The sequence below is a fragment of the Neptunicoccus cionae genome, assembly GCF_002860325.1.
GTDB classification, from domain to species: Bacteria; Pseudomonadota; Alphaproteobacteria; order Rhodobacterales; family Rhodobacteraceae; genus Amylibacter; species Amylibacter lutimaris.
In genome coordinates this window covers 1,029,935-1,050,815 of record NZ_PKOJ01000001.1, presented here as the reverse complement: position 1 = coordinate 1,050,815, position 20,881 = coordinate 1,029,935, and the positions used below count along the sequence as shown (strand labels likewise).

General features: G+C 56.5%; 18 protein-coding genes and 2 tRNA genes. 11 read left to right on the top strand and 9 right to left on the bottom strand.

Features of this window, described 5'->3' with window-relative positions; genetic code table 11:
• Window positions 1-5 precede the first annotated feature (5 nt).
• Window positions 6-1,121, top strand: a complete 1,116-nt coding sequence (locus C0U40_RS05080; RefSeq protein ID WP_101654608.1) for a primosomal protein N' (replication factor Y) - superfamily II helicase — start codon at window positions 6-8, stop codon at window positions 1,119-1,121.
• A gap of 3 nt (window positions 1,122-1,124) precedes the next feature.
• Window positions 1,125-1,877 (top strand): rhomboid family intramembrane serine protease, encoded by a 753-nt coding sequence (locus C0U40_RS05075; RefSeq protein ID WP_101654607.1) that lies wholly within the window; start codon window positions 1,125-1,127, stop codon window positions 1,875-1,877.
• 150 nt (window positions 1,878-2,027) lie between these two features.
• Here C0U40_RS05075 and C0U40_RS05070 read toward each other — a convergent pair whose 3' ends face one another.
• On the bottom strand, window positions 2,028-2,339 hold the full coding sequence (locus C0U40_RS05070) for a DUF6280 family protein (protein WP_069300302.1): 312 nt from the start codon (window positions 2,337-2,339) through the stop codon (window positions 2,028-2,030).
• A 220-nt stretch (window positions 2,340-2,559) separates the two neighbouring features.
• On the opposite strand from C0U40_RS05070, the gene efp reads away from it, so the two are divergent.
• Window positions 2,560-3,123: an elongation factor P gene (gene efp / locus C0U40_RS05065; protein ID WP_101654606.1), complete on the top strand. Its 564-nt coding sequence runs from the start codon at window positions 2,560-2,562 to the stop codon at window positions 3,121-3,123.
• 328 nt (window positions 3,124-3,451) lie between these two features.
• On the opposite strand, the gene rpmG is transcribed toward efp, so the two are convergent.
• Window positions 3,452-3,619, bottom strand: coding sequence for a 50S ribosomal protein L33 (rpmG, locus tag C0U40_RS05060; protein ID WP_069300304.1), 168 nt, complete (start codon window positions 3,617-3,619; stop codon window positions 3,452-3,454).
• Between the two features lie 383 nt (window positions 3,620-4,002).
• Complete coding sequence (locus tag C0U40_RS05055; RefSeq protein ID WP_101654835.1) at window positions 4,003-5,082, bottom strand: Mrp/NBP35 family ATP-binding protein; 1,080 nt, start codon at window positions 5,080-5,082, stop codon at window positions 4,003-4,005.
• A 109-nt stretch (window positions 5,083-5,191) separates the two neighbouring features.
• Between C0U40_RS05055 and C0U40_RS05050 the strand changes: the two genes are divergently transcribed.
• The 3 genes from C0U40_RS05050 to C0U40_RS20275 all read left to right on the top strand — a co-directional run bounded on the left by C0U40_RS05050 (window position 5,192) and on the right by C0U40_RS20275 (window position 7,219).
• Window positions 5,192-5,893: an ABC transporter permease gene (locus tag C0U40_RS05050; RefSeq protein WP_101654605.1), complete on the top strand. Its 702-nt coding sequence runs from the start codon at window positions 5,192-5,194 to the stop codon at window positions 5,891-5,893.
• On the top strand, window positions 5,890-6,591 hold the full coding sequence (locus C0U40_RS05045) for an ATP-binding cassette domain-containing protein (RefSeq protein WP_101654604.1): 702 nt from the start codon (window positions 5,890-5,892) through the stop codon (window positions 6,589-6,591). Before C0U40_RS05050 ends, C0U40_RS05045 begins: the two co-directional genes overlap by 4 nt.
• Before the next feature lie 412 nt (window positions 6,592-7,003).
• Complete coding sequence (locus C0U40_RS20275; protein WP_101654603.1) at window positions 7,004-7,219, top strand: DUF1127 domain-containing protein; 216 nt, start codon at window positions 7,004-7,006, stop codon at window positions 7,217-7,219.
• A gap of 86 nt (window positions 7,220-7,305) precedes the next feature.
• Here the strand turns inward: C0U40_RS20275 and C0U40_RS05035 are convergent, their stop codons facing one another.
• The gene (locus C0U40_RS05035; RefSeq protein ID WP_101654602.1) at window positions 7,306-9,684 is read right to left on the bottom strand and encodes an ATP-dependent helicase; all 2,379 of its coding nucleotides are present in this window, start codon (window positions 9,682-9,684) and stop codon (window positions 7,306-7,308) included.
• A 192-nt stretch (window positions 9,685-9,876) separates the two neighbouring features.
• On the opposite strand from C0U40_RS05035, the gene pyc reads away from it, so the two are divergent.
• The 5 genes from pyc (at window position 9,877) to C0U40_RS05010 (ending at window position 15,298) form a co-directional block, all read left to right on the top strand.
• Window positions 9,877-13,323 carry a pyruvate carboxylase gene (gene pyc, locus C0U40_RS05030; protein WP_101654601.1) on the top strand — a complete coding sequence of 1,149 codons (3,447 nt, stop codon included), beginning with the start codon at window positions 9,877-9,879 and terminating at the stop codon, window positions 13,321-13,323.
• Window positions 13,324-13,327: 4 nt separating this feature from the next.
• Entirely contained in the window at window positions 13,328-14,155 is an 828-nt protein-coding gene (locus C0U40_RS05025; protein ID WP_101654600.1) for a metallophosphoesterase, read from the top strand.
• Between the two features lie 95 nt (window positions 14,156-14,250).
• Window positions 14,251-14,325: transfer RNA gene (locus tag C0U40_RS05020), tRNA-Gly, on the top strand.
• Between the two features lie 131 nt (window positions 14,326-14,456).
• Window positions 14,457-14,531, top strand: a tRNA-Gly gene (locus tag C0U40_RS05015).
• Window positions 14,532-14,803: 272 nt separating this feature from the next.
• A complete protein-coding gene (locus C0U40_RS05010) occupies window positions 14,804-15,298 on the top strand; it encodes a hypothetical protein (protein ID WP_101654599.1) in 495 nt (164 codons plus the stop codon).
• A gap of 251 nt (window positions 15,299-15,549) precedes the next feature.
• Here the strand turns inward: C0U40_RS05010 and C0U40_RS05005 are convergent, their stop codons facing one another.
• The 5 genes from C0U40_RS05005 to hpaR form a co-directional block, all read right to left on the bottom strand.
• Window positions 15,550-16,941 carry a TRAP transporter large permease gene (locus C0U40_RS05005; protein ID WP_101654598.1) on the bottom strand — a complete coding sequence of 464 codons (1,392 nt, stop codon included), beginning with the start codon at window positions 16,939-16,941 and terminating at the stop codon, window positions 15,550-15,552.
• 12 nt (window positions 16,942-16,953) lie between these two features.
• Window positions 16,954-17,520 (bottom strand): TRAP transporter small permease subunit, encoded by a 567-nt coding sequence (locus C0U40_RS05000; RefSeq protein WP_101654597.1) that lies wholly within the window; start codon window positions 17,518-17,520, stop codon window positions 16,954-16,956.
• Between the two features lie 267 nt (window positions 17,521-17,787).
• Window positions 17,788-18,882: a TRAP transporter substrate-binding protein gene (locus tag C0U40_RS04995; RefSeq protein WP_101654596.1), complete on the bottom strand. Its 1,095-nt coding sequence runs from the start codon at window positions 18,880-18,882 to the stop codon at window positions 17,788-17,790.
• Between the two features lie 241 nt (window positions 18,883-19,123).
• On the bottom strand, window positions 19,124-19,978 hold the full coding sequence (locus C0U40_RS04990; RefSeq protein ID WP_101654595.1) for an IclR family transcriptional regulator: 855 nt from the start codon (window positions 19,976-19,978) through the stop codon (window positions 19,124-19,126).
• 191 nt (window positions 19,979-20,169) lie between these two features.
• Entirely contained in the window at window positions 20,170-20,673 is a 504-nt protein-coding gene (gene hpaR, locus C0U40_RS04985) for a homoprotocatechuate degradation operon regulator HpaR (RefSeq protein WP_145991887.1), read from the bottom strand.
• Between the last annotated feature and the right edge of the window lie 208 nt (window positions 20,674-20,881).

Genomic DNA, 20,881 nt, shown 5'->3' with positions numbered 1-20,881 from the left:
ACATCATGCCCCCCGCTCCTCCTACCGCACCGACAGAACACCGCTTTTCGTGCCATACCTGTGGCTCTGACATGCGGTATATGCCCGGCACCGGACAGTTGCTCTGTGACCACTGCGGCGCAACGGAGGAGATTACCCCGCCACAGTCCCGTTCAGCGATTAGCGAGCAGGATTTCCAACAGGCCCTGCGCGCCCAACTGCCCGCTGCCGAAACCGAAGAAATCCGCACAATCAGCTGTGAAAACTGCGGGGCGCAGGTAGAATTTGACAGCAAGACCCACGCCGCCGAATGTCCTTTCTGCGCGACACCGATTGTCACAGACACAGGCTCCCAGCGCCAGATCAAGCCCCGCGCACTGGTGCCCTTTGCCTTGACCGAACCAAAGGCACGGGAGCGGATGACAGAATGGCTCGGCTCTTTGTGGTTTGCACCCAACGGCTTGCAGGAATACGCCCGCAAGGGGCGCGCCATGCAGGGGATTTACATCCCTTACTGGACCTATGACGCAGACACGAAATCCCGCTACAGCGGGGCGCGGGGCGATGTCTATTACGTAACGCAACGGGTGCAGGTCAAACGCGACGGAAAGATGGTGACAGAGACCCGTCAGGTTCCCAAAACCCGCTGGACCCCGACAGCCGGGCGGGTGGCCCGTTTTTTTGATGACGTGTTGGTTCTTGGCTCGAAATCCTTGCCCAAAACCTACACCGACGCACTCGCACCTTGGGATTTGTCGCAACTGGAACCCTACGACCCGCAGTTCCTCGCGGGTTTTCGCGCAGAAAGCTACACTGTCAAGCTCGACGAAGGTTATGCAGAGGCGCGCGATTATATGGACAGGATGATCCTGCGGGACGTAAAGTTCGACATCGGCGGTGATAAACAGCGGGTGACGAGCGTGGACACCTCGGTTAGCGACGTGACATTCAAACACATCCTGCTGCCGGTCTGGCTGGCCGCCTACAAGTATCGTGGCACAACCTACCGGTTTGTCGTGAACGGACAAACCGGCACCGTGCGCGGAGAGCGGCCCTACTCCAAGGTCAAGATCGCCATTGCTGTCATCATCGGGCTGATAATCGCTGCGGCTGCCGGCGCCTATTTCGCAGCAAACGGCTGATCCGTGTTTCCGATCCGCGATCATAATCCGTCCCGCCGCACACCCTTCGTCACCTATATTCTTTTGGCCGCAAATATCCTCATCTTCGTTGCCTATTATCCGGCAGCCAGTGGCAATGAATATGCGCTTGCGGCTGTCTGGCAGGATTGGGCTACGATCCCGCGCAATGTAAGCTCGGGATCAGATCTCCATACGATCTTTACTTCTATGTTCCTGCACGGCGGCTGGATGCATCTGGCGGGGAACATGCTGTTCCTGTGGATTTTCGGCGACAATATGGAAGACGCCTTCGGCCATTTGAAGTTTCTCGGATTTTACCTGCTTTGCGGCGTCGCTGCCGATCTGTTGCAGGTTTTCGCCGACCCTTACGCGTTGGTTCCTGTGGTCGGGGCCTCCGGAGCGATAGCCGGAGTGCTTGGAGGATACCTTTTACTCTATCCCCGAGCGCGGGTAGATGTGGTGATCATCTTCATCATTTTCTTCAAAACCTTTGCGCTACGTGCATGGATCGTGCTCAGCGCTTGGCTGGCCCTGCAACTCTTTGGCGGTTTTGCAACACCAACGGATGGCGGCGGCGTTGCCTATTGGGCACATGTCGGCGGCTTCATTGCGGGCATTGCTCTTAGCCTGCCTTACTGGATTTCGCGGGGCGGTCCGCGGTTCTGGTCCGCCACGGAAGGGCACCCTCCCCATCCGCCGACACCGACACCACTTGTGCGCTCGCGCGTGCCTGTTGTGCGACGCAAACGCCGTTAGCCGGCAAGAGCTATCAACAAGAGATTCACACTCGCTCTGCTTTTTGCACCTTAATAGACCTGAACCCGAAGGAATCATGCGCGCATGAAAAAACGCCCTGCGCAGAACAGAGCGTTTTTCAATAAAGTCAAAAGCTTACGCTAGGTCAGCTTAGGCCGCTTTCGCAGCTTGCTGGCGCTCGCTTTCTTCACGGCTCAGCGCAACAGAGGTGCGAACACCCCGGTCAACGAATTCCATCATGCCTTTGACGCAGCGCTCTGTCGGTTCGATACCGGCGCACATCAGCACTTCACGGCCATCGCGAGAGCGGGCCCAACGGGCAATGGAATCCACGCCGTTTCCGTATTTCTTGTCGTCCGCAATGGCATCATCCAGAGCGGCGAGCACAACGGCAGCGAAAAGCTTCTGCGAGCGTTTTCCCTGATCGTTATTAATAGCAGTCTCATCAACGTAATCGAACATCACGTCCTCTTTACTTTTTTGTTTTACCGGCTGTTAACGCAATATGGCGTTTCTGTGACGATTCGATAGGCCCGCAAACGCAAGAGAGCCATGCAGCAAACACATACCTATCGAAGCGCATCCATCGCACCAATCACCACCGTACAGCGGGTTGAATTGCGCATTGGCACAATATATAGGGTTGAGGGTCCAAAAATCAACCGCGCAAAGGGTAAAATGCATGCCAAAAATCAATGGCAACGAGATCAAACCAGGAAACATCCTGGAACATAACGGCGGCCTGTGGATCGCGGTCAAAGTGGACCATGTGAAACCGGGCAAAGGCGGCGCGTTTGCCCAGGTAGAAATGAAGAACCTGCGGAACGGCTCGAAACTGAACGAACGCTTCCGCTCTGCCGATAAGGTAGAGAAAGTCCGGCTGGATCAGAAGGACCAGCAGTTTCTTTACGAGACGGACGGAATGCTGGTATTCATGGATATGGAAACCTACGAGCAGATCGAACTGCCCGCAGATATTCTGGGCGACCGGCGCCCCTTCCTTCAGGATGGTATGACAATCCAGATCGAATATTACGAAGCTGAAGCAATTTCCGCGGCCCTGCCCCAGAAAGTGACCTGCACGGTGGTAGAGACCGAACCAGCCGTGAAGGGCCAGACAGCAGCCAACAGCTTCAAACCTGCGGTTCTGGATAATGGCGTGCGCGTCATGGTGCCTCCCTTCGTCGGACAGGACGAAGCTATCGTCGTTAACACGGAAACGATGGAATACGCCGAACGGGCGTGAATCAGTTCCCGCATCGGGAATCTGCAATTTATGGTAGAGAAGAGGGTCCGGCATTCGGGCCCTTTTTCGTCTCTGGGTTGAAAATATGTATTGTTGTCAAAAACTTCACCGGTTTTTGACGAACTATTCACGGGATAGTTAACAAGATATAAGTTACTTTAAGTCAACGACGCGGTGTCGTTGTATTTGAGTACCTATACCTTTTCAAAGATAGGGGCAGCTCTCCCGGGGCTGCTCCTATTTCTTTGTGCGCCGCTCTCTTCTCTGATGCCAAAACGAAAAAAGCCGCGACGGATCGCGGCTTCTTTAACAAAAGAGATCGGATCAATTACTTGATCTTGCCTTCTTTGTACTCGACGTGCTTGCGCGCGACGGGGTCATATTTTTTCACGACCATTTTTTCAGTCATAGTGCGCGAATTTTTCTTGGTCACGTAGAAGTGGCCGGTGTCCGCTGTGGAATTCAGGCGGATTTTGATCGTGGTTGGCTTAGCCATCTGATATCTCCTCGGCAGGCAGCGCTGCGAAATCTCGAATTGGCCTTCTACACCACTCCTGCCCCCTGTCAACCCAATCGGGAGCAACAAGAGGAGGGAAATCCGGTTTTCTGTAAAACGGCGTGAAATTTACCGGAAATTGCCAGCAATTTGCCCCCATTTTACGGCCTCCCTTACGCTTCAGGCGGTTAAACAGGGATCGGTCTGTCAGAGTGACCTTTCCCCGACGAGCGACAGAATCGGATATTTTCAGGCCAGAAGAAGCAGGCCGTACAAATAAAAACGCTCCGGCCCGCGAGAACCAGAGCGCCTTTCAGAATGCGGCCTTCGGCCTGTATACCCGCACCGTGCACCATCCAAAGCACAGTTTGGTTAAAGAGAGTTTAAGCCATGCCGCCAGCAACGAGTCGGGCGGCAATTTTTGCATAGGCTTCAGCATGAGGCGAATCTGTAGCCGCAATCGGAGTGCCGCCATCGCCGGCAAGACGGATGTCGATGTTCAGCGGGATTTCTCCAAGGAACGGCAGGCCCAGTCGCTCCGCCTCTGATGCGGCACCACCGTGGCCGAAAAGATGTTCTTCATGGCCGCAATTCGGGCAGATATAGGTGGACATATTCTCGATCATGCCCAGCACGGGCGTTTTGGTCTTTTCAAACATGTTCAGCGCCTTGCGCGCATCTAGCAGTGCCACATCCTGCGGAGTAGAAACGACAATCGCCCCTGTCACCTTCGCCTTTTGCGCCAGAGTCAGTTGCACGTCCCCCGTTCCAGGTGGCAGGTCGACGATCAGAACGTCGAGTTCTCCCCACTCTACCTGCCCCAGCATCTGTTGCAGCGCCCCCATCAACATTGGCCCCCGCCAGACAACAGCCTGATCCTCTTCCAGCATCAAACCGATCGACATGATGGTCACGCCGTGATTTTTCAGTGGAATGATGGTTTTCCCATCCGGAGAGCTTGGCCGTTTGTTCACGCCCATCATTCGGGGTTGGGACGGGCCGTAGATATCTGCATCCAGCAGCCCCACACGCCGCCCCTGGCGCGCCAGCGCCACGGCGAGGTTGCTGGACACTGTGGATTTCCCGACGCCGCCCTTGCCCGATGCAATGGCCAGAATCCGGTCTACCCCTGCAACCGGTGCCTGATCTGCGCTTGGCTTGGGGTGGCCACCGATTTTAAGCTGAGGCGGCTCCTTGGATGGAGGCGCAGCTTGGGCCGGACCATGGGCCGTCAGCAGCACGGAAGCTTTTTCGACACCGTCCAGTCCTGACACGATCTTTTCCGCAGCCTGCCGCAGGGGTTCCATCGTCGGGCCCAGTTCAGGCGGCACTTCCAGCACGAAACGAACGGTTGTACCTTCAATCGAAAGCGCACGCACGTAATCGGCGCTGACAACATCGCGTCCGTCCTGAAGCTTCAGGGTTTTCAGCGCGTCGAGAATTTCTGCTTGTGTCGCGGCCATGGTGCTATTCCTCTGTTCTGCGGTTGCGCTTTCGCGCCATTCGACCTTAACTTGTCCATCACAGACAAAAGGGCAAGAGGCATCCGTCAAAAGCGGTGTTGGAAACGGCATGGATATACTTTCTACCGCAGTGTCGTTGATCCTGTCTGCCGACCGCGACCTGTTTGCGATTATAGCGCTGTCCTTGCAGGTCAGTCTGACGGCCACCTTGATCGCATCACTGGTTGCCATTCCTGCCGGCGCAGCACTGGCGATCCTGCGTTTTCCCGGGCGGAGGCTTTTGCTGGTGGTTTCCACCGCATTTATGGCGCTGCCTCCTGTCGTTGTCGGGCTGGCGGTCTATCTGCTTTTGTCCCGTTCCGGCCCTCTGGGGACGCTTGGACTGTTGTTCACACCAACGGCAATGGTCGTGGCACAAAGCATTCTGATCCTTCCAATTGTGTTATCGCTCACTCATCAGGCGGTAGAGCCTTTGCTGCGGGATTACGACAGGTTGTTCACCGCCCTTGATACACCGCGCCATTTGCAGGTCCGCACCCTGATCTGGGACGCCCGTTTTGCTGTAGCTGTGGCAGTTCTTGCCGGTTTCGGCCGGGCTTTGGCGGAAGTCGGGGCAGTGATTGTTGTTGGCGGAAACATTAACGGGCTGACCCGGGTCATGACCACCACGATTGCGCTGGAGACCTCCAAGGGCAATCTTACGCTGGCGCTGGCGCTCGGGCTGGTCCTGATCACCATCGCTTTCGCGGTCAACCTGTTGATCCACGCGGTTGCCAGACGGGGCGAGATTTACCAGATGGTGCGCAAATGATCCGGTTGCAGATTGATCGGGCAAGCCTCAGCTTTAAGGGCACACGCAGGCTCGGGCCTCTTGATCTTGATCTGGCACTGTCAGGAATCACAGCCGTGCTCGGGCCGAATGGCGCGGGCAAGTCCCTGTTCCTTGCCCTGTGCCACGGCACATTGAAACCGGATCGCGGGTCGGTGCGCTGGCAGGGGCAGCCCGCCCGGGACAGCCGCGCAAACCGTGGCGTCATGTTGCAATCCCCCGTGGTGCTGCGCCGCTCGGTCGCTGGAAATATCGAGTTTGCGTTACAGTCACGGGGGCTGCGAAAATCCCAGCGGCGGGAACGGGTCGAACAAGCTTTACGCACGGCGCGGCTGGAAGACCGCGCCCATGCGCCCGCCGCCACCCTATCGGGGGGTGAGTTGCGCCGGATGAGCTTTGCCCGCGCTCTTGTAACCGGCCCCGGTGCCCTGTTGCTGGACGAACCCTTTGCCGGGCTTGATCCCGCGGCCAGTCAGGTAATGGAAACGATGATTATCGAGGCAGCCAAGACCACGCCGGTCCTATTGTCCAATCATGACCTTGTCCAGACCCGCCGGATTGCTCGACGGGTTCTGTTCTTCTCCAAAGGGCAGATGCTGGAACAGGCCGATACCGCCACCTTTTTCACCGCACCGCAAAACGAGATGGCCCGGTCATTCCTTCAGAGCCAGTTGCTTTAATCAACGGGTGCCCCGCGCAGCGACAGCCATGCAGATTCTGCATAGCGGGGTTGAACAAACGGGTCTTTCCCATCTGGCGATCAAACCCTAGATAAGCCTCAACGCTTCGGTGAGCTTTGAAAACTTGCAGTTCCTCCCAATCCACGCAAGTGGGCAGTTTTCACAAGGCTCCCAAGCTGTCAGCCAGTATCGGCTGAACCAACGGATCGCCTTTTTCCTCCCTGTTGGGGCGATCCGAAGAATAACGGCGGTGCGCCCTCCCTCGCACCGCCGTTTATTTTTTGAAAAGACATCCATGCGTTTAACGCATAGCGGTTTTGACCAAATGCGGTCTTCTCCGAGGAGCCTGAATGATTAGGTTCCGCTCAAGAACACGAAACGAGATATACATAACGCCGGAAAGGATCTTCCAATGGCTTCGATCACTACGAATACAAACACACGTGACACATTCTTCGCAAACCTGCGCGCTTCTATTGCAGACGCTTTCCACGCAGCCGTTCAAATGCGCCAGTACCGCGCAACCGTGACACAGCTTTCCGCCCTGTCTACACGCGAACTGGACGATCTGGGCATTGCCCGTTGCGAAATCAAATACGTTGCCCGCACAGCGGTTTACGGCGTATAAAAACGCTCCCTCCCGAGGGAATTGAACAAAGGCGCTGCGGTCGATCCGCAGCGCCTTTTTGTTTGTCCGGATCAGAAAAAGCTTGTTTAAAACGGAATATCATCCGCACTGGTGACAAAGCTTGCGACGACTTTTTTCACGCCGGCCTTTTCGAAAGAGACTTCCAGTTTGTCCCCTTCGATCCCGGTTACCGCACCATAGCCGAATTTCTGGTGGAACACGCGGTCGCCAAGCTGATGAACCGAAACCGCCTTGCTGTCGATCACCAGCCCTTTGGCTTCACGCGGTTGCGATGTTCCACGTTGACTGGACCGCGCCTGCATCCGTTTCCAACCCGGTGAATTATAGGCATCCGCACGGCTGGCCTTGTCCATCAGGTCAGAGCCCTTGCTGACCCCGTCAAACGTCTGGCTGCTGGCAGCAGCACCGAAACCGCCCCCGTACAGACCGGGCGGTGTCAGCACATCAACGTGTTCTTCAGGCAATTCATCAATGAAGCGGCTTGGCAAAGAGGACTGCCACTGCCCGAACACCCGCCGGTTTGCGGCAAAGCTGATGGTACAGAATGCCTCGGCACGGGTGATTCCCACATAGGCAAGGCGGCGTTCTTCCTCTACCCCCTTGAGGCCGGTTTCATCCATAGAGCGTTGCGAAGGGAACAACCCGTCTTCCCAGCCGGGCAGAAACACCACAGGAAATTCCAGACCTTTGGCCGCGTGAAGGGTCATGATGCTGACCTTTTCCACGTCGTCTTCCTGTTCGTTTTCCATGATCAGGCTGACATGTTCCAGAAACCCTTGCAGGTTTTCGAACTCTTCCAGCGCCTTTACCAGTTCTTTGAGGTTTTCCAGTCGCCCCGGTGCTTCGGGCGTTTTGTCGTTGCGCCAGTGGTCGGTATAGCCCGATTCTTCGAGCATCTGCTCGGCAATTTCGATGTGGCTGGTCTTGTCCTCACGGATCAGGGCGGACCAGCGGTCGAACCCTTCGATAAGTTCACGCAAGGCGGCGCGGGCTTTCGCAGATAATCCGCCTTGGGAGACCACGATTCGCGCCCCTTCCAGCAGGCTGACACCGTTTTCACGGGCGGCCATCTGGATGATTTGCTGGGCCTTGTCCCCGATTCCCCGCTTGGGCGTGTTGACGATCCTCTCAAACGCGAGCGCATCGTCGGGGCTGACGGCCACGCGGAAATAAGCCATCGCATCGCGGATTTCCATCCGTTCATAGAATCGCGGACCACCAATTACGCGGTAAGGCAGACCAATGGTCAGGAAACGGTCTTCAAACGCGCGCATCTGATGGGAGGCACGCACGAGAATCGCCATGCTCTCGGGACTGATCGGATCATGCCCCCGTGTGCCACGCTGGAAATTCTCGATTTCCTCACCGATCCAGCGGGCCTCTTCCTCGCCGTCCCAATGGCCGATGAGGCGGACCTTCTCGCCCTCGGGCCGGTCGGTCCAGAGCGTTTTGCCAAGGCGGTTTTCATTGCCCGCGATCACACCGGAGGCCGCCCCCAGAATATGGGGCGTCGAACGATAGTTCTGTTCCAGCCGCACGGTCTTGGCGCCCGGAAAATCCTTCTCAAACCGCAGGATGTTGCCCACTTCCGCCCCGCGCCAGCCATAGATCGACTGGTCGTCATCCCCGACACAGCAGATGTTCTTATGCTCCGCCGCCAACAGGCGCAGCCACAGATATTGGGCTACGTTGGTATCCTGATATTCGTCCACCAGAATGTAGCGGAACCATTTCTGGTATTTGGCCAGCACATCGGGGTACTTCTGGAAGATTACCACCATATGCAGCAGCAGATCGCCGAAATCACAGGCGTTCAGCACCTTAAGGCGGTTTTGATAGGCCTCGTAGAGATCGCTGCCCTTGTTGTTAAAGGCCCCCGCTTCGGCGCCCGGAACCTTGTCCGGCGTGAGGGCACGGTTTTTCCAACCGTCAATCAACCCTGCCAGCATCCGGGCCGGCCAGCGTTTGTCATCAATGTGTTCGGCCTGAATGAGCTGTTTTAACAGACGGATCTGGTCGTCCGTATCCAGAATGGTAAAGTTGCTTTTCAACCCCACCAGTTCGGCATGGCGGCGCAGCAGTTTCACGCACAGACTGTGGAACGTACCAAGCCACGGCATGCCTTCGACCATTTCACCAAGCAGGCCGCCCACGCGGTTCTTCATTTCCCGCGCGGCCTTGTTGGTAAAGGTTACTGCCAGAATTTCATTCGGCTGCGCCCGCCCCGTGTGCATCAGATAGGCAATCCGCGCCGTCAGCGCCTTGGTCTTGCCGGTTCCCGCACCGGCCAGCATCAAAACCGGCCCGTCCAGCGTTTCGACAGCGTCCCTTTGTGCCGGATTCAACCCGTCCAGATAGGGCGCAGGACGTGCCGCCATGGCACGCTGCGACAAAGGAACTGCGGCGGCCGCCTCAAAGGCGTCTGATTCTTCCCAATTGCTCATTGAGGTATCTTACTCCCATCCCTGCACAAGTTAAAGCGCGTGTTCACAAAATGTTCCACCCGAATATCAAAACAACCTTGAAAGATCTGCACAAAAATATCGCTTTTGTTGCACTGCAGCATTTTCCACGTTACCCATTTGTGACGAATTGTCAGAATTGACACAGGCCAGCCCGAAAAGGACCAAGCCCAGATGAAAAACTTCTCCAAAATCCTGATTGCCAACCGTGGTGAAATCGCCATTCGCATTATGCGTGCCGCCAATGAGATGGGAAAACGGACGGTGGCCGTTTATGCCGAGGAAGACAAGCTGGGGTTGCATCGGTTCAAGGCGGATGAAGCCTACAAAATCGGAGAAGGGCTTGGCCCCGTTGCCGCCTATTTGTCGATTGAGGAAATCATCCGCGTCGCCAAGATGAGCGGCGCTGATGCAATTCATCCGGGCTATGGGCTGCTGTCGGAAAACCCCGATTTTGTTGATGCCTGCACCGATGCGGGCATTACTTTCATCGGCCCCAAGGCGAAAACCATGCGTCAGCTTGGGGACAAGGCCAGCGCGCGGCGTGTTGCGATCGAGGCTGGCGTGCCGGTTGTTCCGGCCACCGAAGTGCTGCCCGACGACATGGATGAAGTCCATCGAATGGCCGCCGAAGTGGGTTATCCCTTCATGCTCAAGGCAAGCTGGGGCGGCGGCGGTCGCGGAATGCGGCCCATCATGTCTCCGGACGAACTGGAAGAAAAGGTGCTGGAAGGCCGCCGCGAGGCGGAAGCCGCCTTTGGCAACGGTGAAGGTTATCTTGAACGGCTCGTACAGCGTGCCCGCCACGTGGAGGTTCAGATCCTTGGCGACCAGCACGGCGAGATTTATCACTTGTGGGAGCGGGACTGCTCGGTCCAGCGGCGCAACCAGAAAGTGGTCGAACGTGCCCCTGCCCCCTATCTGTCGCAAGAACAGCGCGAGGAACTTTGCGCATTGGGCCGCAAGATTTGCGCCCATGTCGGCTATGAATGTGCCGGCACTGTCGAATTCCTGATGGATATGGATACGCAGGAGTTCTTCTTTATCGAGGTCAACCCCCGCGTGCAGGTGGAACATACCGTCACCGAAGAAGTCACCGGCATTGATATTGTGCGCAGCCAGATCAAGATTGCCGAGGGTGCGACACTTGCCGAAGCCACCGGTGTTGCCAGTCAGGCGGACGTGCAATTGCGCGGCCATGCCATGCAGTGCCGTGTGACAACCGAAGACCCGCAGAACAACTTTATCCCCGATTACGGCCGCATCACCGCCTATCGCGGCGCGACCGGCATGGGGATCCGTCTGGACGGCGGCACCGCCTATTCCGGCGCGGTCATCACCCGCTATTACGACTCCCTTCTTGAAAAAGTCACTGCATGGGCCCCGACCCCGACCGAGGCTATTGCCCGTATGGACCGCGCCCTGCGGGAGTTCCGTATTCGCGGTGTGTCTACAAACATTGCCTTTGTGGAAAACCTGCTGAAACATCCGACATTTCTGGACAACAGCTATACCACCAAATTCATCGACTCCACGCCCGAGCTGTTCCGGTTCAAAAAACGCCGTGACCGTGCGACGAAGATCCTGACCTATGTGGCCGACATAACCGTAAACGGTCATCCCGATGTGGAAGGCCGCCCTAAACCCGCGGCCACCGCCAAGGCACCCAAGCCCCCCGCGAACCGCGCGGATGCTCCGGCCTATGGCACCCGCAACCTGCTGGAAGATAAGGGCGCACAGGCCGTAGTGGACTGGCTCGGCGAACAAAAACAACTGCTGCTGACAGACACCACCATGCGCGACGGGCACCAGTCCCTGCTGGCGACGCGGATGCGCTCCCACGATATGATCGCGGTGGCCGAAGCCTATTCCCACAACCTGCCGCAACTGTTCAGCATGGAATGCTGGGGTGGTGCGACCTTTGACGTGGCCTACCGGTTCTTGCAGGAATGCCCGTGGCAGCGCCTGCGGGATCTGCGGGCCCGTATGCCCAACCTGATGACCCAAATGCTGCTACGGGCCAGCAATGGCGTGGGCTACACCAACTACCCCGATAATGTGGTGCAGGAATTTGTCCGTCAGGCCGCAGAAACCGGCGTTGATGTGTTCCGCGTGTTTGACAGCCTGAACTGGGTGGAAAACATGCGCGTTGCGATGGATGCCGTTGTAGAAAGCGGCAAAATCTGTGAGGCCACAATCTGTTACACCGGCGATATTCTGGATGCGGACCGCGCCAAGTATGATCTGAACTACTACGTCAATATGGGTAAGGAACTGAAAGCCGCAGGTGCCCATCTGATTGGCCTGAAAGACATGGCTGGCTTGCTGAAACCCGCAGCCGCCCGCGTTCTGGTCAAGGCGCTGAAGGAAGAGGTTGGCCTGCCGATCCATTTCCACACCCATGACACCTCTGGCATTGCCGGGGCCACAGTGCTCGCCGCGGCCGAAGCCGGTGTAGATGCGGTTGATGCAGCGATGGATGCGTTCTCCGGTGGCACCTCCCAGCCTTGTCTTGGCTCCATCGTAGAGGCCCTGCGCCACACCGACCGCGACACCGGACTGGACATCAAGGCCGTGCGCGAGATTTCGGATTACTGGGAAGGGGTTCGCGGCCAATACGCGGCCTTTGAATCCGGTCTGATGTCCCCCGCGTCCGAAGTCTACCTGCACGAAATGCCCGGCGGCCAGTTTACCAACCTCAAGGCACAGGCCCGTTCCTTGGGGCTAGAGGACCGCTGGCACGAGGTCGCCCAGACCTATGCGGATGTGAACCAGATGTTCGGTGATATTGTAAAGGTAACGCCCAGCTCCAAAGTGGTTGGGGATATGGCGCTGATGATGGTCAGCCAGAACCTGACCCGTGCCGAAGTAGAGAACCCCAAGACAGACGTGGCCTTTCCCGACAGTGTCGTCGATATGATGCGCGGCAACCTCGGCCAGCCTCCGGGGGGCTTTCCACCGAAACTGCAAGCCAAGATCCTGAAAGGCGACACCCCTGCCACCACCCGTCCGGGCGCACACATGCAGCCTGTTGATCTGGACGAGGTCCGTGCTGAACTTTCTGCCGAGCTGGAAGGCTACGAAGTGGACGGTGAGGACCTGAACGGCTATCTGATGTACCCCAAGGTCTTTCTGGATTACATGGGCCGCCACCGCACCTATGGCCCTGTGCGTACATTGCCCACTCGCACCTTCTTTTACGGGATGGAGCCGGGCGAACAGATCAGCGCAGAGATTGACCCGGGCAAGACGCTGGAAATCCGCCTCCAAGCTGTGGGTGAAACCGATGAAGGCGGCGAGGCGCGGGTGTTCTTTGAGCTGAACGGCCAGCCGCGCACCGTGCGTGTCACCGATCGCAAAGCGGCTGCAACTTCGGCCAAACGGGCCAAGGCCGAGGCCGGAAACCCTGCCCATATCGGCGCTCCGATGCCCGGTGTGATCTCTTCTGTGGTGGTGAGTGCTGGACAGGCGGTGAAATCGGGCGATATGTTGCTGACCATTGAAGCCATGAAAATGGAAACTGGTATTTACGCGGAAACGGACGGCACAATCAAAGCCGTTCATGCGCCAGCCGGATCGCAGGTTGACGCAAAAGATCTGTTAATCGAATTCGAGACCTGACCTTATGCACAAACTTCTGGCCTTCACCGACATTCATATGAAACCCGAAGGCCAGAAGATCATCGGACTTGATCCGTTTGAGCAATTCCAACGGGCGCTGGACCATGGATTGCGCCACCACCCAGACGCGGAGCGCATCATTTTGATGGGCGATCTTGCCGATACCGGCGCGCCGGAAGAATACGACCGCGTGCAACGCATCCTGCAGGATGTTTCCGTCCCCGTCACGCTGATGGCAGGCAACCACGATGTGCGGGACAATCTGGTTCAAAAGTTGCCACAGGCTGTTTGTGATGCTGCGGGTTTCCTCCAGACCAGCCACACCTACGGACCTGTGCGGGTTCTGACGCTCGACACGCTGTTCGGGCCCCCTGTGGTCTCCTACGCCCATTTCGGCGCTTATTGTGACCAGCGGTTTGATTGGCTGACAAGTCAGCTCTCAGAGGCGAAAGCGGCGGGGCAGCGGGTTGCCCTGTTTTCCCACCATCCGCCGTTTAGGGTGGGGTTCAAGGGAATGGACCAGATACGGATGCGCGATGATGCGCGGCTGCTGTCCGTACTGAAAGACTCGGGCGTTCCGGTGCATCTGATCTGTGGTCATATCCACCGCACGATTTCAGGACACTGGGACGGATTCGGCTTTTCCATGCTGAAGAGCACCTGCCACCAGATGCCTCTGGCGATTGATACCGCCGAAATGACACTGGGCACCACGGAACCTGCGGCTTACGGGGTTATCCTGCTGACAGATGACGGGATCATCGTGCATTCAGAAGACTTCGATCTGGTGCAGGAGACCTTGCACACCCACACAGAAACCCCTGTTTCCTAGCGTTTGCAGACAAGTGATCTTTTTTCGATTTTTTGTTCATTTTTCCCTTGTGCAGGGTCTCTGTTTCTCGCTATACGCTGCCACACGAAAGGGACGCGGGCGTAGCTCAGGGGTAGAGCATAACCTTGCCAAGGTTAGGGTCGTGAGTTCGAATCTCATCGCCCGCTCCAATTCGTAACCTGCTCCGGCAGGATGATACAAAGGCCGCCTTCGGGTGGCCTTTTGTGTTTTCGGTGTTCGACATTCTTTCCCCTTGTACAGGGTCCGGGTTTCTGGCTATACGCTGCCACACGAAAAGGACGCGGGCGTAGCTCAGGGGTAGAGCATAACCTTGCCAAGGTTAGGGTCGTGAGTTCGAATCTCATCGCCCGCTCCAATTCGTAGCCTGCTTCGGCAGGATGATACAAAGGCCGCCTTCGGGTGGCCTTTTGTGTTTCGGTGATGCGGTTAGGCAATTTCAGCACCGCATAACACACCACCAACTGTGAGTGCTAACGCCTGATGCAGCTATGCCGCATTCCATCCAATATCGCTTTCCAGATGCAAGCGTTGTCATAAATTGCTCCCGATATTAGTCTTTTTAAAGCAATAGGTTTCTGACCGCCGCCGCGGCGCATTTGGAGGTCAATGTTTTTCGAGAGGTTTGCCATGTCGAGATTGCTTCTGACCGAGCAGGAAATTGAAAGTTGGGACTTGGCGACCCTTTTGGAATATGGCCGCGAGGGTTTGCGCAGCTTTTCGGGCGATAAAGACGAACTCATTCAAAGGCGCGATGTACTGATCACGTCAAAGTTCGGAGATTTGAACCCTGTTCTGCGAGAGGTGGCCATGCTGTCTCTGGCTGCAGAGGACATGACCGCTGTGCACAAAATTGTCGGCTGGCTGGAAGACGCCGGTGATCCTGCAATGGGCTACTATGTCTATCAGGCGATGGCAGATTGTGGCGAAGCAGGTCAAGCTGAAGGGTTCCTGATCTCGGCCGCATCCCACGGCCACTTTCCTGCGCAACGTGTCCTGTCGGACCGTAAGGCCAAACAAAACGGAATCTTTTCGCCTTTCTTTTTCTGGGCAAGCAGGGTCGTCCATGCGTGGCGTGTCTATTTGGTCGCCCGACAAAACCCGAACGACCTGCGACTCAAATAGCGGACCTTTGCGCAATCTACGTGAACGTCCGTTTTTCCGTACAGCCGACTTCCAGCGCAGAACACCTTCGAAGATTCCTTCGCGTGCCATGACAGGACAAAGCTTCATCATTACTACGAGGCTCGGCACGGATTGCTTCAGGTAATGCTGAGGGCTGGTTCTTCGATGTCTCCTGCCCTTTCCGTTTAGAAAAGGCCGCCTGCGGGATCACAGACGGCCTTAATAGGTGTTAGAGCTGTTGTGGTACAGCGTCAGCCCGAGATCACCTTGGGCAGCCATGTCACGATCTGGGGGAACAGGAACAGGCAGGCAATCGCCACGATTTGAAGCAGGACAAATGGCAGGATGCCCTTGTAGATTGCGGAGGTTGGCAAACCGTCCGGCGCCACCCCGCGCAGGTAGAACAGCGCAAAGCCGAAGGGCGGGGTCAGGAAGGATGTTTGCAGGTTAACCCCCACAATCACACCCAGCCAAATCGGGTCCACGTCTAGTGCCAGCAGGATCGGAGCGGTGATCGGAATCACGATGAAGATAATTTCGAACGTGTCGAGGATGAAGCCGAGCACGAACATGATCGCCATCACTACCGCCACCGCCATCAGCGTTCCACCAGGCAGGTTCGACAGGAATTCGTGCACCAGATCGTCCCCGCCCATCAGACGGAACACAATCGAAAACACTGATGCACCCATCAGGATTACAAACACCATACTGGTAATCGTTGCCGCAGAAATCACTGTATCCTTCAGCACCGCAAACGACAGCCGCCAGCGTAGCGCCGCCAGCACCATCGCACCTACAGCCCCGACAGAGGCCGCTTCGGTCGGGGTGGCGATACCACCAAGGATGGACCCGAGCACTGCCATGATCAGCAGGAACGGCGGCACCAGCGCGACAAAGACCTCCCGCAAAAGGCCTCGCTTCTCTTCCTCGGAAACCGGCATCGCAGGGCAGCTTTGCGGGTCGGTAAAGGCTTTGAAGGCCACATAGGCCAGATACAGCCCGACCAGCAGCACACCGGGCAGCAGGGCTCCGGCAAAGAGATCGCCAACAGACACAGGAGTCGGTGCAAAATTGCCCTTGGCCATCTGCACCTGACTGTTAATGCCGGACAGCATATCGCCCATAAAGATCAGCACTGTAGAAGGTGGAATAATCTGTCCAAGCGTGCCGCTGGCACAGATCACTCCTGTCGCAAGTTTGGGATCATACCCCGCCCGCAGCATCGCTGGCAGGGAGATCAGCCCCATAGTCACCACAGTCGCCCCGACAACCCCAGTAGATGCCGCCAGCATGGCCCCAACGATCACCACCGAAAAGCCGAGACCGCCCCGCAGGGAGCCGAACAGCTTGCCCATTGTCAAAAGCAGTTGCTCCGCAATGTTGGAACGTTCCAGCATCACGCCCATAAAAATGAACAGCGGCACCGCCACCAGAACCTCGTTCGTCATGAAACCGATATAGCGGTTTGGCAAAGAACCGAAGTTACTGGGGTCAAACACCCCGAAAGCCATCCCCATCAAGCCGAACAGCAAAGAGACCCCTGCCAGCGTAAAAGCCACAGGAAATCCGAGCAGGAGAAAGCCGATAATGCCAAAAAACATCAGCCCCGAGAGGAGCTCGCCGATTAGTACTGGATCCATTGGATTTCTCTCTTACACGTCTGGGGTTTCGGCTGCGGCTGCGCCATAGCGGATCTGTGGCGGCACAAGTTCGGGCCGCCCGCCAAGCACGAGGATCGAGCGCACCACCATTGCCACCCCCTGAAGGGCCAGCAGGATTGCAAAACCGATGATAAAGCTCTTGAGGATGAACAGGCCGGGCATCCCGCCCACATTGGCCGAAGCTTCGTAATAGCCCCACGCCCGCGTCACAAAAGGCATACTGTAGGTGTAGACCACCCATGTGAAGGGCAGCAGAAACACGACAACCCCTGTCAGATCAATGATTGCCTTGGTGCGGATACTGGCTGGGCGATAGAAAATATCCACCCGCACATGATCATTCCGCAGCAGGGCAAATCCGGCCACCCCCGTAAACATCGCCCCGTTCAACCAGATATAGAGGTCCTGCATCCAGACGTAGCTGATCGCAAAAACATACCGCTGCACGACCACTGTAAAACAGACCAGAACGATGCCAAGGGACAGCCAAGCAAAGGCTTTCCCCAAACCGTTGTTTATATGGCAGATGATGCCCGCACAAAGCGCTAAGAATTGCATAAAGACGCCTCCTCTTTCGCTGCCTTTTCCCCGCTGGTGCAGGGTGATGCAAGAGCGAGAAGGCGTAAAAATACGGGTTTTGATGGAAAAACACTGCTTTTCTGTAAGAAGTCACGGCTCTGTGATACAACCTGCGCCACGGCCCCTTTCAGCAACGCTCCAAACGGAAAACACCCGCCGGGGGGCCCGGCGGGTGCTGTTCGGATCAAAAGGATCGCGCGGCGGTCAGGGACCACTGTCCCGCCAGCCGCGCAATCTTCTCCGTGATCAGATTTTAAAGTATTTTTCCCGCGCGTTTACGAAAGCCCCGTCGGTAGACTGGGAGCGCTGGCGCAGGATGTTGAGGGATTCGATGAAGCTCTCTGCTGTCCGTTTGACCAGCGCATCGTCGGAATCCCGCATACCCGCCATGATCTCGCTCGCAGCATCTGCACCGGCTTTCAGGATTTCTTCGGGGAACTGACGGATGTTCACACCATGCTCGTTAACCAGAGTTTGCAGCGCCCGTGGGTCATTGGCATAGAAGTCAGAAGCAAGCTGGTCGTATTCAGCCTGACAGACATCGCGCACGATGGCTTGCAGGTCTTCCGGCAGCGCTTGATACTTTTTCTTGTCCACAACCAGTTCGGTGGCCAGACCCGGCTCTGTGAAGCTCGGGAAATAGTAATTCTTCGCAACCTGATAGAAGCCGAGCGCCAGATCGTTGTAAGGACCAACGAATTCGGCTGCATCAAGTGTACCGGATTGAAGCGCTTGGAAAATTTCGCCAGCCGCCATGTTTGTAACGGTCGCGCCAAGTTTTTCCCAAACACGTCCGCCCAGACCCGGCGTGCGGAAACGCAGGCCGGAAACGGAATCAACGCCGGTCAGTTCGTTCTTGAACCAGCCACCCGCCTGTGTGCCGGTATCGCCGGACAGGAAGCCCTGAAGGCCGAACTGGTCGTAGATGTCGTCCCAGATTTCCTGACCGCCCATGTAACGGACCCAAGCTGTCAGTTCGCGGGAGGTCATACCGTAGGGTACACCGGTAAAGAAGGTCAGGGCCGGAGATTTGTTCTGCCAGTAGTAAGCCGCACCGTGGCTCATCTCTGCAGCGCCGTCGATGACCGCATCAAGGCTTTGAAGCGGTGGAACCAGTTCGCCAGCAGAATAGACCTTGATCGTCAGACGGCCCGCAGAAGCAGCGGTAATCCGATCTGCCAGACGCTGTGCGCTGACGCCGAGGCCCGGAAAGTTCTTTGGCCAGGTTGTGACCATGCGCCATGTGATGTTGCCCTGCGCAACTGCAGGCGCCGCCAGAGTCGAAGCCGCAGCCCCCACACCCAGCACACCGGCTTTAGAGATAAAAGAACGACGATCCATAAACGATCTCCTTTGGTATTGGATACGCACTGCGCAGTAGCCGACAAATGGTCTGGTCCTGCGCGTTACCGATTTTCGGGGTATTGGCAAAATTGGCCGCCATTGTCCATGCCAATAGCGTAGCCATACGAAGGGGCGCCGACGGGACGGTGCGTCACGCAGAATTCATCGCCTTGCCAGCGCCTTAACAGTAGCTTGCACAGCAATTGGCAGGTGTCAAAGCGGCGCCGTACGGCCCCGATTATTGTTGCAACACCGCGTTCACCTGTCTTGTTAAACTGACCGGATCTGTTTCCGCACTGGCGGCATCGTGGCCGAAATCCCGCGAAAGTTTTCGCGTAAAAGCAAGCAGTTTCGTCGTCGTTTCCCCCTCGGGGTCAAGATCAATCATCCCTGTCGGGCCGATGGCTGTCACACATAATTGCAAAGCGCCAGTATGGTCGAAAACCGGCGCTGCCACGGCGGAGACTCCGGGAATTGGCATGTCCTGCGTGATCGCATAGCCCGCATCTTTGGTTTCGGCCACAGACTTCTCATAGGCAGCTGCGTCTATCTCGAACAGGGCACGGCGGCGAAAATCCTCGTCCGCCATCTCACGGTCGATCACCGGTGCCGTCATGGTTTTCGGCAGGAAAGCCGCAAATACACGTCCGGTGGCGGTGACTGTCATGTTATACACCCCTCCCACCTGTACATTCGCATGGATCCGCGACGCAAATTCCTGAACATAAGTAATGGTCGGCCCCTGCGCCCCCCAAACAGCAACCGACACCATCAGCCCGAGACTGTCGGCCAGATCTGCCACCTGCGCTATCGTATCGCGATAGGCATTCTGTCCACGCAGGCGCGCCAATCCGATATGCAGCGCAAACGGTCCGAGTTGATAGGTTCCACGGGCTGTCTGCTCCACCATCTCCATAGCCCGAAAGCTGACCAGATAGGGATGAAGCTGTGCCGGAGCCACGTTCAACTGCTCTGCCAGATCCCGCAGTTTGATCGGCCCCTGCGCATTTGCCAATTCCCGCAGGATACGGCCCCCCGTTTCAATGGATTGCACCCCCCGCGAGGCAAGTTCGGTTCTGGCGGATTTGGGCATGATCGGGCCTTACGTAACAGAGCCGGTCAATACCGGCCAATTCCACTTTATTATACTTTAAACGCATAAATTCCAAAGGGTTTGCGACTGGATTCGCCTGCTTTCGGGATGTTGCGTTACGGCAATTTGAGCGGGAATCGGTCTTAAACGTCTCTGTGTTCCCTATTGGGAATTAGACTGCTCTGCGACAATCACCGGTCCCGCGATCGAAGCTCTGAAAACTCTTGCAGCAGATCCAGTAACTGCTCCATTTTTTCGGCACTGAAGCGTTTTTCAATTTCACTGTACATGTCGTTCGACGCCTCAAGGCAATCTGCCATCAGATCATGCGCCTTTTGCGTCGCTTTTACCCAGGAACGGCGCGAATCATGGGGGTCACGCCAGCGTTCAATCATTCCAATGTCTTCCAGCACCTGCAAAATACGTGTTACGCTTGGCATGTGCATTGCCGTGGCTTCCGCCAAGCTGCTGATATCAATACGATCTTTCTCGGCAACCACACGCATCACCCGCCATTGCTGTTCGGTAAAGCCGATTTCGGTCAGCTTCGGCCGCCAGTAGTGCAGCAAAGTATCCCGTGCGCGGGACAACAGTATTGGAAGTGTTCTGTTCATCGGCCTAAACCCAGCCAAGGCATTTCGATCTTGCATGATCGTCAAACCTTCTGTGAGGGCGCCAGCATCGTCCGTATTCAACAAATCGACGCAATAAGCCTTTCTGAATCAAAGGGCTGCACCGGAAAGACGCATAAAATCTTTGTTAGTTGAAAGGCGTGGAATACTATAAATGATAATCATTTCTTTGCAAAATGCAATGCTTTTCGGCTTTAAACGCCTTATTTTCTTGGCTCCATCGCCTGTCTCGCAACCGACGCCAAAAGCCACACACGCCAGAAAACCGCTG